The organism is Mesorhizobium sp. M0296, assembly GCF_040321675.1.
Classification (GTDB): domain Bacteria; phylum Pseudomonadota; class Alphaproteobacteria; order Rhizobiales; family Rhizobiaceae; genus Mesorhizobium.
In genome coordinates this window covers 1-13,902 of record NZ_JAMYRZ010000053.1, presented here as the reverse complement: position 1 = coordinate 13,902, position 13,902 = coordinate 1, and the positions used below count along the sequence as shown (strand labels likewise).

Sequence of the window (13,902 nt, the reverse complement as noted above, 5' to 3'; positions counted from 1 at the left end):
CTCACCTCTCTCCCGGTCGATCGGCGCCGGGAAGCTTTGGGCCAGGCAGTTTTGGCAGGCCGAAAATCGAAAAATCGCCGGCACGCGCCGGCGCCTCTGTACGGATTGCAGTGCGCAGCCTTGCCGAGCGCGCCCGCGGATTTGCCGATATCTCGGCATCGCCAGGCGTCACGCCGCCGCCCTTCTTGGTGAAGGTGGCGGTGCGCGCCTGCGCCTCGGGCAGGTGCCGCGATCCGGTCGCTGAATCGGCTCTGTCGGCGATGAAGCGCTTGACGATGCGGTCCTCGAGGGAATGGAAGGTCACCACGACAAGCCGCCCGCCCGGTTTCAGCGCGCGCTCGGCGGCAAACAGTGCCTTGGCCAGTTCGCCGAGTTCGTCATTGACGAAGATGCGCAGCGCCTGGAAAACGCGGGTGGCCGGATGGATCTTGTCTTTCGGCGCGCGACCGATATGCGTCTCGATGGCATCGGCAAGGTCGAGCGTGCGCTCGAAGGGGCGTTTTTCGCGACGGCTCTCGATCATGCGGGCGATGCGCCCGGCATGGCGTTCCTCGCCGAGAAAACCGAAGATGCGGGCAAGATCGCCCACCTTGAAGGTGTTGACGACATCGGCGGCGCTCAGGCCCGCCTGCGCCATGCGCATGTCGAGCGGTCCATCGGCCCGGAATGAAAAGCCGCGCTCCGGCTGGTCGATCTGCATGGAGGAGATGCCGATGTCGAGCACGACGCCATCGGCACTTTCAACCTGCTCGTCGAGCGTCGAGAACGGTGCCTGGACAAGCCTGAGCTTGCCGCCGGACTGCTGTTCAAGGGCCCGCCCCGCCGCGATCGCATCCGGATCGCGGTCGATGGCGACGACCGAGGCTCCGCTTGCCAGAATGGCCTTGGTGTAGCCGCCGGCACCGAACGTGCCGTCGACGATCACCTCGCCTTTTGTCGGGGCCAGCGCCTCCAGAACTTCGGCAAGGAGGACCGGAATGTGACGGGCTGGTCCGCCAGCGGCATGAACTTCATCGCCGTCGCCCGCCATCATTCCGGCCGCTCCCCGGGCTTCGTCCCCTGCCGAAGCTGCAAAAGCCGGGCGCGTGCTTCCGTCCCGTAGGCGCTGAGCCGTCCCGGCTCCCAGATCTGAAAGAAATTGCCCCGGCCAACGAAGGCCACTTCCGCTGAAATGCCGGTATGCTCGCGAATGAAATCGCTCATCGTGATACGGCCGTCCTGGTCGAGCTTCAGAAACGTTCCATCGCCATGGCAGAAGAACGACATGTCGTCCGCCGTCTGCAGGAACGGGTCTTCCTGGGCGATACGCTGCTCGTAGCGATCGAGCAGGTCGAGCCCACCGACATCCATCGCCGGGCGATCCAGGCAGCGTAGCGCATAAAGTTCCGAATAGCCGCGTTTCTGCACAACGGCACGGAAATGCGCCGGCACGGACACTCGTCCCTTCGCATCGATCCTGTTCACCGCGTTCGACAGAAACCGGTCCATTACGCGTTACGGCCGCTTGCGCCGCCGCACCCCTCTGCATCTTCCTGTCCGCGCCGCCCCAGCCCGGTCGACGTCCAAAACCCGCTTCGTTGTGACGGGCGAACGCAGGCAAACGCGCAGCCGCCGCGGCTGCCCGATTGGCGTACGCTTCACCCTGACACGGAACGAAGGCTTGAGTATCGGAATGGGATATCATGGGGTGTTATGGGCGTCAACGGGAACAGTCTTCAAAACGCGCCTGCCACGACTGGGGAGAGCAGCTTTGACGGCACTCCGGTCTTTATCCTCCATTAAGCCTAACGAAGCGTTTAGGGCCGTCTGGTCCAACCGGAGGCGGCTTGCTGCGGATCGCTGCCGCGCATAGCCTCGGCATCTCCTTTTCCGGTCAGTAACGAGGTTTGAAATCATGTCCGAAACAGCCAAGTCACGCGCCGCGGCACTTCCCCATCTGCGCCGCGGCGGGCTGGCCAAGGGCGACCCGATCCCCTTGCCCCTGACGATGGCCGCCATCTTTCATGCGCCCGGCGACGCCACCGGCTTCGATCAATATGGCCGCTTCAGCAATCCGACCTGGGATGCGGTCGAGCACATGCTGGCGCATCTGGAAGACGCCTCATGCGTCGCCTTTCCCTCGGGGATGGCTGCCATCTCGGCGGTATTTTTCGGCCTGCTCAAAGCCGGCGACCGTATCCTGCTGCCGTCCGACGGCTATCACACGACGAGAGCGCTGGCAGAGCGCTTCCTGAAGTCCTTTGGCGTCGCTTATGATGTCCGGCCAACATCAAGCTTCCTCGACGGCGGCTTCGATAGGTATCGGCTTGCGTTCGTCGAAACGCCCGCCAACCCAGGACTGGATATATGCGACATCGCAGCCGTCGCCGAAGCCGTGCATAGAGCGGGTGCGGTGCTTGTGGTCGACAACACGACGATGACGCCTTTCGGCCAGCGCCCGCTCGATCTCGGCGCAGATATCGTCATTGCCGCCGACACCAAGGCACCAAACGGCCATTCCGATGTGCTGTTCGGCCATGTCGCCAGCCGCGACGCGGACATTATCTCGAGGGTGACCGACTGGCGCGAGACGTCGGGCGCTATCCCCGGGCCGTTCGAGGCATGGCTGGTGCATCGCGGCCTCGAAACGCTGGACGTGCGCTTCGACCGCATGTGCGCTTCCGCCGAAATGATAGCGCGACGGCTGAAAAACCATCGCGCGATCAGCGGCTTGCGCTTTCCGGGACTGGAGAGCGATCCATCGCACAATCTTGCCCGCGCCCAGATGGAGCGCTTCGGCTTTCTCATCTCGTTCGTGCTCGCCTCGGAGGACAAGGCCGAGGATTTCATCAACAATTGCGCCTTGATGCAGGCCGCGACATCGTTCGGCGGCGTGCACACTTCGGCCGAACGGCGATCAAAAAGGGGAGATGCCGTTCCGCCCGGCTTCGTTCGCCTGTCGATCGGCTGCGAGCCGGTGGAAGAGCTTTGGCAGGCGATCGAGGCGTCGCTGGACGCAATCGGTGGCTGAATCGGCAATCACGAACTTAGATCGTCGGCCGCGATCTTGCGCCGGCCGTGCAGCACGCGAACGATTTCGATCGCCTCTTCACTGACGCGGTACAGGGTGAGGTATTCGCCGACGATCAGGTGACGGATGCCGGGCGCGATGTCTTCGCGCGGTGCACCTGAGAAGGGATAAGTGGCCACTTGCTGCCAGCGGGCTTCGATCCGATCGAGCAATCGATCGGCTGCAGCCTCGTTGTCTTGCGCAACATGAAGCCAGATCGCGATTAAATCCTCTTCCGCATTTGCGGTTCGGATGATGGGCAGCAAATTCATGCCGCGCTGTCGGGTTTCAATCGTCTCCGCGCTTCGGCCTTTATTTCGTCGATCGACGCAAACCGTCCCGGTCCGCTGTCGATCCCCTCCTGCACCAGCTTGCGCAATTCCTCGACCGTGTAGCCGAGCAGGTCGCGCCGGTCCTTCCATTGCCTCAGCGCGTCGCGGATCACCTCGCTTGCCGAGGCATATTCGCCGGCGGCGACCACGTCGTCGACCGCCGCCGCCAATTCCGGCGACAGCGTGATGCTGCGTTTATCGACCTGTCCCATGACGCGCTCCTGAATACCGTCATCCAAATGGTACGATTTAATCGCACCATTTTCAAGGAATGCCGCGCTTAATTGCGGGTCGAAAAGTGAATCAACGGCTGCGCCCGAAGACGCACCTGCTGATATCAGGAGATTTCCTTTTATCGGGGAAAACTGCCAGCTGGCCTGTAAGCCGGGTTCTGTATGGCCCTCGCCCCTTACGGGGCGAGAACGTGGCGGCCATTCATCTTGGGCGCATGTTGCCATGCGCCTCACGCAACCTACCCGGACGGTGAGCCGGAAACAGCCCTCGAGGGTTTCCCCTCGCACCGCCCCTATTCGGTCTTGCTCCCGGTGGGGTTTACCGTGCCGCTCCTGTTGCCAGTCGCGCGGTGGGCTCTTACCCCACCCTTTCACCCTTGCCACGATTGGATCGTGGCGGTTTGCTTTCTGTGGCACTTTCCCTGGGGTCGCCCCCGCCGGTCATTAACCGGCACCGTGTCTCCATGGAGCCCGGACTTTCCTCACCCGCAGCCTTTCGGCTTCGCGGGTGCGGCCGCCCGGCCAGCTGGCAAGGCGTATAAAGGGGTTCAGGCCCGAAAACGCAAACGAAAAAGCAAGTTGTCGCTTGTCAGGCGGGCGCTCCAAGTGCTGCCAGCTGCACCTTGACCTTGCCGCAATAGGCTGCGGACACCGGGTTCATCCGTGTGGCGGCGTGGCCGGCATTGTATTTCAGGATCGTGCCGCAGGTCGTGCCGCCGCCGAGATCCCGCGCCATGGCAAGGTACTTCATGCCGTATTTGATGTTGGTATCGGGATCGTAGAGACCCTGAACCGAACCGCTATAGCCCATCATCCTTGCCGTCGCCGGCTTGATCTGCATCAGGCCGATCTCGCCGGCGCTGCCGACCTGGTTCGGCTGGTAGTTGCTTTCGATCTTGATGACGGCGTTGGCGAGCGATACCGGGACGCCATAGCTGGCGGCATAACGCGCAATGATCGCCGAATACTGTCCGCTGCCGCCGACAACCGCCGCCTGGGGCGCTGGCCTGCTCGTCGGAGCGACTGACGCCGTTGCCATGCGGTCGATGCTTTTGCGGTTACGCTTCACATGCAGTTTGGCGATTGTCTTTCTCGCAGCGGTTGGCCTTTTCGCGGAGACTGGCTTTTTCGTCCTTACCGCGGCCGCTTTTTCCACTTTTGCGGTGGCGGTCTTCTCTACTTTTGCACCACCCTTCGGCACGGCGGTTTTGCCGGCTGCGGCACTGAAGCCCTGATCGGCCCGCTGGCTCAGCGGTGCGCTGTTCGCCGCACTGAAGGCAAAAGTCATTACACCGGCAGCAATGGCTGCCGTTAAAACGGTCAATTTCTGCATGTGATCCTGTTCTGTTTGATCTGCACAAAGAACTTCGCGCAGATACCCTCAATCAACATCGGAACATCTGGGGGGATAGACGTCCGACAATCTGTACGGATCGCCTTTGACGACGGAATTGGCGCCAAAGAAGGCGACGCAAGTCACTTTGAGTAACAGATTGTAACTTTTAAGCTGGCAAAAGATTATTTGAGAGAGGCTATCCTTACGGAAGCGAGCAGCCTTTCCAGCGTGCGGATCGTCGATCCGTCAGCCATGCCATCGACCAGGCGCTGCCGGAAATGCCGCTGAAACGCCTCGACCACGATTTCGGTCTGCCGGTCGAAAGTGCTGGTGATCTCGACGCCATAACCATAGAGCGCCAGCATCGACTGCAGCGCCTCTACCTCGGCGCCGGTATCGCCTGGCTTCAGCACGGCGCCGCGCCGGATCGGTGCTGCTGGCACAACATGGCCGATACCGGCGGCAAATAAGGCCTTCCATGGAAATTTCTCGCCTGGATCGACCTTTCGCCCCGGTGCCACGTCGGAATGGGCAAGCACCCGCTGCGCCGGAATGGAATGGCGCTCGACGATGCCGGCGCACAGGCCGATCACCGCGTCGATCTGCGGTTTTGGAAAGTTGCGATAGCCGAGCGTATGCCCCGGATTGACGATCTCGATGCCGATCGAACAGGAGTTGATGTCGCTCTGTCCGAACCACGAGCTCTTACCGGCATGCCAGGCGCGGTCGCTTTCCCTTACCATCTGAACAAAGCGGCCGTCCTCATGGACCAGGTAGTGCGACGAGACCTCGCTTGCCGGATCGCACAACCATGCCTCGGCACCGGCGCCGGTAGCCATGCCGGTGTAGTGCAGCACGATCATATCGGGTCCGAGCGTCCCGCGCCGTGGTCCGAAATTCGGCGATACCCTGACCTCGGCGCTCGGCTCATCGGGCGGAAAGCCGCTCATGCGTGCCGCAGGCCTCGCTCGATCATTTCATAGGCCGCGTTGATCGCCGCCAGCCTGGTCGTCGCGATCTTGATGAATTCCTGCGGCAGGCCGCGTGCGATCAGCCGGTCCGGATGATTGTCGGAGACCAGCTTGCGGTAGCGCCTGCGGACCTCCTCGAACGGCTTGCCACGCTCGATGCCGAGCACAACATAGGGATCGGCGGCACCCAGATCGACATGCCGGGCCAGGATGCTCTGGTAATGCGCCTCATCGATGCGGAATATCTCGGCGATGCGATGCAGGAATTGGCCCTCGCGCTCATGCACCAGCCCGTCGGCCTTGGCGATGTGGAACAGCCCGTCGAGTATGTCCTCGAGCATCAGGCAGTTCGAATGGCCCGAACCGCAAAGCTGCGCCATCCGCTCGGCATAGGTCTCGAAACCGGCAATATCGCGTTTGGCCAAATCGTAGAGCCGCGCCACATTGCGCCTCTGTTCCTTCGGCACCTCGAATATTTCCTGGAAGGCGCGCACCTCGTCTTGCGTGACGATGCCGTCTGCCTTGGCCATCTTGGCCGACAGGGCGATCATCGCCACCGAGAAGGCGACGCGCCGGCGCAGATCGGCATCGCCGGAGAAAACCGTGCGCACGGCCTCGACCACTTCGGCGACGCCTGACGACGCTGAAGATGAAACGCGTGTGACGAAGTCGCCAAGGCGGTCCCAAATCGACATGGGGGCTTCATAGGGCCAACCACCCATCGCTATCAAGCCAAGACAGTGCCGCAGGGGCTGGCCCAATCGATTTGGCGCAATGCCTGAGGCGGCTGGCGCCAGCGCTCACGTCGTCGCACTCGGCCGCCAGGCGCTGGTATCGTAAGCAGCAGAAAGGCCGGCCTGTGAGGCCAGCCTTTCCTTGGTTGTCACATTGACTACTGAGCCGGAGCAGCCGGCGCGGGCGCCGGAGCCGGAGCCGGAGCCGGCTCGGCAGGCTTGTTGGCGTCAGGAGCAGCCGGCTTCATCGTCTGGTCGGATGCCGGCGGGTTGGTGCTCTGCGTCGTGGTGTTGTCGGTGCCGCTGTTGCTGCAGGCGGCAAGGCCAAGCAACGCAAGCGCCGACACCGACGCAAGAATGAGTTTCTTCATGATATCTCTCCTCTAATCACGCCTCCGTTACCGGCGGCGGTCGAGGACACAATGCGTAAGCTGCGCATGAGTTTCGTAACGTTGCATTTCTGCCTGTAACATATTCCAATCATTTGACGATTGCCGGTCAGGGCCTCGCGAGCTAACAGATCGAACAGGGAAAAATCCCGGGAGCCGCCGCAGTGACTGCAAAATGGGATTTCTGGATCGACCGTGGCGGCACCTTCACCGATGTCATCGGCCGTGACCCGCAAGGCGGGCTGCATCCAAGGAAACTCCTTTCGGAAAATCCCGAAGCCTATGCCGACGCTGCCATCCAGGGCATTCGCGATTTGCTCGGCGTCCAACCCGGCGCTCCAATCCCCTCCGCTCTGATCGGCGATGTCAAGATGGGCACCACGGTTGCCACCAATGCCCTTCTCGAGCGCAAGGGCGACCGTGTGCTGCTGCTCATCACCAAAGGCTTGCGCGATGCGCTGAGGATTGCCTATCAGGCCAGGCCCGATATCTTTGCCAAGCAGATCATCCTTCCCGAACAGCTCTATGAGCGTGTCGTCGAGATCGACGAAAGGGTTCGCGCCGACGGCAGTGTCGAGCGCCTGCTCGACATTGCTTCGGTACGCCCGGCTATTGAGCAAGCCAAGGCGGATGGCATCGATGCGGTCGCGATCGTCTTCATGCATGCCTGGAAACATCCCGAGCACGAAAAGGCGGTCGCCAAAGTCTGTCGAAAGCTCGGATTCTCGCAGGTCTCGGTCAGTCACGAGGTCTCGCCTCTGATCAAGCTGGTCGGCCGTGGCGACACCACGGTGGTCGACGCCTACCTGTCGCCGATCCTGGCAAGGTATGTGCAAAGGGTTGCGGCGGAACTGGGTGCCGCGCCAATCTCCTCCCTTGTGGGGGAGATGGCTGCGCAGCAGCCAGAGGGGGTCATCTCAGAAGGCCCCGCCAGAGTGTCGAACCCAGTCGAGCCGACCCCACCCGGCGGCTTCGCCGCCACCCTCCCCTCAAGGGGGAGGGAAAGCCCTCGCCTCATGTTCATGATGTCGTCGGGCGGCCTCACCGCCGCCGACATGTTCCAGGGCAAGGACGCGCTGTTGTCCGGCCCGGCCGGCGGTGTCGTCGGCATGGTTGAGACGGCAAAACTCGCCGGTTTCGGCAAAGTCATAGGCTTCGACATGGGCGGCACCTCCACCGATGTCGCCCATTATGATGGTGACTACGAGCGCGCCTTCGACACCGAGGTCGCCGGCGTGCGCATCCGCGCGCCGATGATGCGCATTCACACCGTTGCTGCAGGCGGCGGCTCGATCCTCCATTACGAGGCCGGCCGCTTTCGCGCCGGGCCGGATTCGGCCGGCGCCAATCCCGGCCCGGCCGCGTATAGGCGCGGCGGCCCGTTGGCCGTCACTGACGCCAATGTCATGCTGGGCAAGCTGCAGCCCGAGTCCTTCCCGGCTATTTTTGGACCGGGCCAGGACGAACCGCTCGACGTCCAGACGGTTCGCGAAAAATTCACCGCACTTGCGGCCGAGATCGGCGACGGCCGCTCGCCGGAAACCGTCGCCGAAGGGTTCATCACCATTGCCGTCGAAAACATGGCCAACGCCATCAAGAAGATTTCGGTGCAGCGCGGCTACGATGTCACCGAATACCTCCTGAACTGCTTCGGCGGCGCCGGCGGCCAGCACGCTTGCCTGGTCGCCGATGGGCTCGGCATGGAGGCGGTGCTGATCCATCCCTTCTCAGGCCTGCTCTCGGCATACGGCATCGGCCTATCCTCTGTATTTGCGTCACGCCAGCAGGCGCTGCTGAAGCCGCTGGCGGACAATTCCAGGCCAGCGATCGATGAACTCATCGCAACGCTGCGCAAAGCCGTCATCGACGAACTCGCCGCGCAAGGCATCAGCCAAGACGCGGTCGCCTCGAGACCGGTGCTGCAGATCCGCTACGACGGCACCGATACCGCGCTGCCTGTGAACTTCGGGCACGGCTCGATTGCGCAGGCCAAGGCGGACTTCGAACTGGCGCACAAGGCGCAGTTCGGTTTCGTCTACGACGACAAGCCGATGATCGTCGAATCGGTCGGCGTCGAGGGTACCGATACCGGCGGCACCGGCCGTGACGAAAGTGATTCAGTTGTTGAAGACATGGCCGCAAGTCCTTCCGGGAACCGGAAAATCTTTGTCGACGGCGTCTGGCGCGACGCCGGCATCTTCCCTCGCGAAACGCTGAAGCCTGGTAACAAGATCGCCGGCCCTGCTTTGATCATCGAGCCGAACCAGACCATTATCGTCGAGCCGGGCTGGCAGGCCGAGATCACCGCCAAGGACCACGTATTGATGCGGCGCGTCGAGAAGAAGCGCCGACAGGCCGCACTCGGCACCGAAGCCGATCCGGTGATGCTGGAGGTCTTCAACAACCTGTTCATGTCGATCGCCGAGCAGATGGGCGTGACACTGCAAAACACCGCCTACTCGGTCAACATCAAGGAACGGCTCGATTTCTCCTGCGCGGTTTTCGACCGGGATGGCGCGCTGGTCGCCAATGCACCGCATATGCCGGTGCATCTCGGCTCGATGGACCGCTCGGTGGAGACCATCATCCGGCTCAATTCCGGCGACGTTCACCCCGGCGACGTCTTTGCGCTGAATGCGCCTTACAATGGCGGCACCCATCTGCCTGATATCACAGTGGTGACACCGGTGTTTTCCCTCCCCCTTGAGGGGAGGGTGGCCGCGAAGCGGCCGGGTGGGGTCCTCGCAGAAGGCACCACAAGTGCGTCGAGCACTGCCGCAACGACCCCCTCCGGCGGCTTCGCCGCCACCTCCCCCTCGAGGGGGGAGGAGATCCTCTTCTACGTCGCCTCGCGTGGCCATCATGCCGACATCGGCGGCACCGCGCCCGGCTCGATGACGCCGCTTGCCACAACCGTCGACGAGGAAGGCGTGCTGTTCGATAATTTCCGCATCGTCGATCGCGGCCGGTTCCGCGAGAAGGACCTGGAGACGCTGCTCACCAACCACCCCTACCCGGCGCGCAATCCGCACCAGAACATCGCCGACCTCAAGGCGCAGATCGCCGCGAACGAAAAGGGCGTCGCCGAGCTGCGCAAGATGGTCGCGCATTTCGGCCTCGATGTGGTCGAAGCCTATATGGGCCATGTCCAGGACAATGCCGCCGAAAGCGTGCGCCGCGTTCTGGAGCGGCTGCCCGACAGTTCCGAATACGAATATCCGACCGACACCGGCCAAATGATCAAGGTGAAGATATCGGTCGACCGGCGGAAGCGCGAAGCGACGGTCGACTTCACCGGAACGTCGCCGGTGATGAAGAACAATTTCAATGCGCCAGAGCCAGTCGCCCGAGCCGCTGTGCTTTATGCCTTCCGCGTCATGGTCGAAGACAACATTCCGATGAATGCCGGATGTCTGCGGCCGATCAACATCATCATTCCCGACGGCTCGATGCTGAAGCCCGCCTATCCCGCGGCAGTCGTCGCCGGTAATGTCGAGACCTCGCAGCACGTCACCAACGCGCTGTTCGGCGCCATGGGCGCGATGGCCAATGCGCAAGGCACGATGAACAATCTCACCTTCGGCAACAAGCAGTACCAGTATTACGAGACGATCTGCTCGGGCTCGCCGGCTGGCCGGATGAACGACGGCCGCGGTTTTGCCGGCACCTCCGGCGTCCACACCCATATGACCAATTCGCGCCTGACCGATCCGGAAGTGCTGGAACTGCGTTTCCCGGTATTGCTCGAGGATTTTCATATCCGCGAAGGCTCCGGCGGCGAAGGCAAATGGAATGCCGGCGACGGCACTAGGCGCACCATCCGCTTCCTCGAAAAAATGGAATGCGCGATCCTGTCCTCGCATCGCAACCGCCCACCGCGGGGACTGGACGGAGGCGGCGATGGCGAGGCCGGTTCGACCAAGGTCCGCCGCAAGACCGGCGCGATCGAGACGCTGAAAGCCTGCGATCAGACCATCCTCGACGCCGGCGAGGCGGTCATCGTGACGACGCCGACCCCAGGTGGATTTGGCAAGGCCTGAACTCGCGTCAACAGGCTGTCACTGGCCTGTCATCACCCTGCGCTACCCGCTTGCGGCAAAGCAAACGGGGAATCGCCTTGCCATGACGGACATTTCTGGAGAACTGGTTTTTCGCCGCGGCAAGGAAGTCGGCAAGGCCGTCTACCAGAACCGCCCGCTGTCGAAAGCCGGCATCTCCGAGCGCCTGTTCGCCTTCCTGTTCTCCGGCCTCGTCTATCCGCAGATCTGGGAAGACCCCGAAATCGACATGGACGCGATGCAGCTCGGGACGGGCCACCGCATCGTCACCATTGCCTCCGGCGGCTGTAACATCCTTGCCTATCTCACCCGCTCGCCGGAAAGGATCGATGCCGTCGACCTCAACGCTGCCCATATCGCGCTGAACCGGATGAAGCTCGAAGCCGTCCGTCACCTGCCGTCGCAGGGCGACCTGTTCCGTTTCTTCGGCGCGGCTGAGACCGGGCACAATTCACAGGCCTACGATCGCTTCATCGCACCGCATCTCGACCCGGTCAGCCGCCATTATTGGGAGCGCCGCAACTGGCGCGGCCGTCGCCGCATCGCCGTCTTCGACCGCAATTTCTACCAGACCGGCCTGCTTGGCCTGTTCATTGCGATGGGCCATCGCACCGCAAAATTCTTCGGCGTCGACCCGGCCGGCATCATGGACGCTAAGAGCATCGCCGATCAGCGCCGCTTCTTCGACGAAGAGCTGGCGCCGGTCTTCGAAAAACCGCTGCTGAAATGGGCGACATCGCGAAAGGCTTCGCTGTTCGGCCTCGGCATTCCGCCGGCCCAGTACGATTCGCTGATCACCTCGGGTGACGGCACCATGGCCAGCGTGCTGAAGGCACGACTGGAAAAGCTCGCCTGCGACTTTCCGCTGAAGACCAATTATTTCGCCTGGCAGGCTTTCGCCCGCCGCTACCCTAATCCGGGCGAGGCCGCCCTGCCCGCCTATCTCGAAAAGCGCAACTACAAGACGATCCGCAACAATCTCGATCGCGTTGCCATCCACCACGCCAATCTGATCGAGTTCCTTGCCGGCAAGGATGCCGGCTCGATGGATCGCTTCGTGCTGCTCGATGCACAGGACTGGATGACCGACCACCAGCTCAACGGGTTGTGGGCCGAGATCACCCGAACCGCCTCCACCGGCGCCCGCGTCATCTTCCGCACCGCCGCTGAACCCAGTCTGCTGCCCGGCCGCGTCTCGAATTCGCTGCTCGACCAGTGGCGCTACGAGAACGACGCCTCGCGCGAGTTTTCGGCGCGCGACCGCTCGGCCATCTATGGCGGCTTCCATCTCTATGTGAAGCGGTCCGCATGAGCACGACCGACTTGCCGGCCAGCCATGCCGAGCTGATGGACGGCGTCTACCGCTGGCAGCGTCATATCTACGACCTGACCCGCAAATACTATCTGCTCGGCCGCGACCGGCTTATCGCCGGACTGGATGTGCCGGCCGGCGGCACCGTGCTCGAGCTCGGCTGCGGCACCGGCCGCAACATCATCCTCGCAGCCCGCCGCTATCCCGCCGCGCGCTTCTTCGGCCTCGATATTTCGGCCGAGATGCTGGAGACGGCCACTGCCGCCCTCGCGCGCGAAGGCCTCTCCGGCCGCGTCACGCTGGCGCGCGGCGACGCCACGGATTTCGACGCGAAAGCACTGTTCGGCGTCAAAAGTTTCGACCGCATTTTTGTCTCGTATTCGCTGTCGATGATTCCCGGCTGGGAGAAGACAGTGTTCGCGGCTCTTGCTGCCCTGTCACCGGGCGGCTCGCTGCACGTCGTCGATTTCGGCCAGCAGGAGGCCCTGCCCGGCTGGTTCCGCACGCTGCTGCGCGGCTGGTTGAGAAAATTCCATGTCCAGCCGCGTGAAGCCCTGCGCGACGTTCTGGAATCGGAATCTGCGAGAGTTGGTGCATGCCTTCGATTCAGAACACTTTATCGCGGCTACAGCTGGCTCGCCGTGATCAAGATCGCCATCTAATATCAATTTTGGCGTGGAAGGTTTTGGGGCTCCAATCCTAAATGGGGGCCGTGGCTGAAATCAGTTAATTGGCTAAATCACACATTGCCATGTAACCCAAGGAGTGGTACATTATCTCCTCGCCGGAAGCATGGGATGATCATCGGATTTAGAGATGGATGGCTGCGGGCTTTCTTCGTGGACGACACCCATTCCCGCAATATTCCGTCCGATCTCGAAAGCCGCTTGTTCCGCAAGCTCCAGATGATTGACGACGCGGCGATCGATCAGGATTTGCGTGTGCCGCCCAGCAACCGTTTCGAGAAGTTGCGCGGCAATCTCGAAGGTTTCCATTCGATCCGTGTCAACAAACAATGGCGGCTGGTCTTCCGCTGGGACGGGGGCCGGGGCGAGGCGTCGGACATCTATCTCGACGACCACAGCTATATATAAGTGAGGTGAGACATGTTGATGACCGCACGCAAGCCAGAAACGGTTGGCGAAATTCTTACGGAAGAATTCATGCAACCACTCGGCCTGACACAGGCGGCTTTGGCCGAAGCTATGAGCGTCCAGCGCAAGCATGTGAACGAATTGTGCAACGGCCGCCGCAACGTGACGGCGGCTACCGCGCTCATTCTGGCGCGGGTGTTTGGCAACAGCCCGGATTTCTGGTTGAACGTCCAGCGCCGTAACGATCTTTGGACGGTTATGAATTCACCCGACGAGCGGGCGCGTGTTGATCGCGCCAAGCCTTTGGCGACAGCCCGGATTTCTGGTTGAACGTCCAGCGCCGTAACGATCTTTGGACGGTTATGAATTCACCCGACGAGCGGGCGCGTGTTGA

At 62.2% G+C, this 13,902-nt stretch carries 14 protein-coding genes and 1 other RNA gene; 6 read left to right on the top strand and 9 right to left on the bottom strand.

All coding sequences use genetic code 11. The features are described from left to right. Position 1 precedes the first annotated feature (1 nt). Together rsmH and mraZ are read right to left on the bottom strand one after the other, a co-directional pair. Entirely contained in the window at positions 2-1,033 is a 1,032-nt protein-coding gene (gene rsmH, locus NKI97_RS31595) for a 16S rRNA (cytosine(1402)-N(4))-methyltransferase RsmH (RefSeq protein ID WP_352589451.1), read from the bottom strand. Next, positions 1,030-1,488 (bottom strand): division/cell wall cluster transcriptional repressor MraZ, encoded by a 459-nt coding sequence (mraZ, locus tag NKI97_RS31590; protein ID WP_254818997.1) that lies wholly within the window; start codon positions 1,486-1,488, stop codon positions 1,030-1,032. The genes rsmH and mraZ overlap by 4 nt, the downstream gene beginning before the upstream one ends. Before the next feature lie 406 nt (positions 1,489-1,894). Between mraZ and NKI97_RS31585 the strand changes: the two genes are divergently transcribed. Continuing rightward, positions 1,895-3,010 carry a cystathionine gamma-lyase gene (locus NKI97_RS31585; protein ID WP_352453149.1) on the top strand — a complete coding sequence of 372 codons (1,116 nt, stop codon included), beginning with the start codon at positions 1,895-1,897 and terminating at the stop codon, positions 3,008-3,010. 8 nt (positions 3,011-3,018) lie between these two features. Here the strand turns inward: NKI97_RS31585 and NKI97_RS31580 are convergent, their stop codons facing one another. From NKI97_RS31580 to NKI97_RS31550, 7 genes are all read right to left on the bottom strand, one after another. Next, positions 3,019-3,321 carry a type II toxin-antitoxin system RelE/ParE family toxin gene (locus tag NKI97_RS31580; RefSeq protein WP_352453148.1) on the bottom strand — a complete coding sequence of 101 codons (303 nt, stop codon included), beginning with the start codon at positions 3,319-3,321 and terminating at the stop codon, positions 3,019-3,021. Further along, a complete protein-coding gene (locus tag NKI97_RS31575; protein WP_352453147.1) occupies positions 3,318-3,593 on the bottom strand; it encodes a type II toxin-antitoxin system ParD family antitoxin in 276 nt (91 codons plus the stop codon). Before NKI97_RS31575 ends, NKI97_RS31580 begins: the two co-directional genes overlap by 4 nt. A 152-nt stretch (positions 3,594-3,745) precedes the next feature. After that, positions 3,746-4,144, bottom strand: an RNA gene (gene rnpB, locus NKI97_RS31570) — RNase P RNA component class A. 59 nt (positions 4,145-4,203) lie between these two features. Continuing rightward, positions 4,204-4,947 (bottom strand): lytic transglycosylase domain-containing protein, encoded by a 744-nt coding sequence (locus NKI97_RS31565; protein ID WP_352453146.1) that lies wholly within the window; start codon positions 4,945-4,947, stop codon positions 4,204-4,206. 185 nt (positions 4,948-5,132) lie between these two features. Next, positions 5,133-5,900 (bottom strand): N-acetylmuramoyl-L-alanine amidase, encoded by a 768-nt coding sequence (locus NKI97_RS31560; protein ID WP_352749617.1) that lies wholly within the window; start codon positions 5,898-5,900, stop codon positions 5,133-5,135. Then, entirely contained in the window at positions 5,897-6,616 is a 720-nt protein-coding gene (locus NKI97_RS31555; protein ID WP_352453144.1) for a TerB family tellurite resistance protein, read from the bottom strand. The genes NKI97_RS31560 and NKI97_RS31555 overlap by 4 nt, the downstream gene beginning before the upstream one ends. A gap of 197 nt (positions 6,617-6,813) precedes the next feature. Next, positions 6,814-7,026 (bottom strand): hypothetical protein, encoded by a 213-nt coding sequence (locus tag NKI97_RS31550; protein ID WP_352453143.1) that lies wholly within the window; start codon positions 7,024-7,026, stop codon positions 6,814-6,816. A gap of 182 nt (positions 7,027-7,208) precedes the next feature. Between NKI97_RS31550 and NKI97_RS31545 the strand changes: the two genes are divergently transcribed. From NKI97_RS31545 to NKI97_RS31525, 5 genes are all read left to right on the top strand, one after another. Continuing rightward, complete coding sequence (locus NKI97_RS31545; RefSeq protein WP_352838207.1) at positions 7,209-11,084, top strand: hydantoinase B/oxoprolinase family protein; 3,876 nt, start codon at positions 7,209-7,211, stop codon at positions 11,082-11,084. 82 nt (positions 11,085-11,166) lie between these two features. Then, positions 11,167-12,414: a BtaA family protein gene (locus tag NKI97_RS31540; RefSeq protein ID WP_352453141.1), complete on the top strand. Its 1,248-nt coding sequence runs from the start codon at positions 11,167-11,169 to the stop codon at positions 12,412-12,414. Further along, positions 12,411-13,076: a class I SAM-dependent methyltransferase gene (locus NKI97_RS31535; protein ID WP_352453140.1), complete on the top strand. Its 666-nt coding sequence runs from the start codon at positions 12,411-12,413 to the stop codon at positions 13,074-13,076. The genes NKI97_RS31540 and NKI97_RS31535 overlap by 4 nt, the downstream gene beginning before the upstream one ends. A gap of 135 nt (positions 13,077-13,211) precedes the next feature. Next, entirely contained in the window at positions 13,212-13,508 is a 297-nt protein-coding gene (locus NKI97_RS31530; RefSeq protein ID WP_352453139.1) for a type II toxin-antitoxin system RelE/ParE family toxin, read from the top strand. Positions 13,509-13,520: 12 nt separating this feature from the next. After that, positions 13,521-13,838, top strand: a complete 318-nt coding sequence (locus NKI97_RS31525) for a HigA family addiction module antitoxin (protein ID WP_352838205.1) — start codon at positions 13,521-13,523, stop codon at positions 13,836-13,838. Positions 13,839-13,902: the final 64 nt, after the last annotated feature.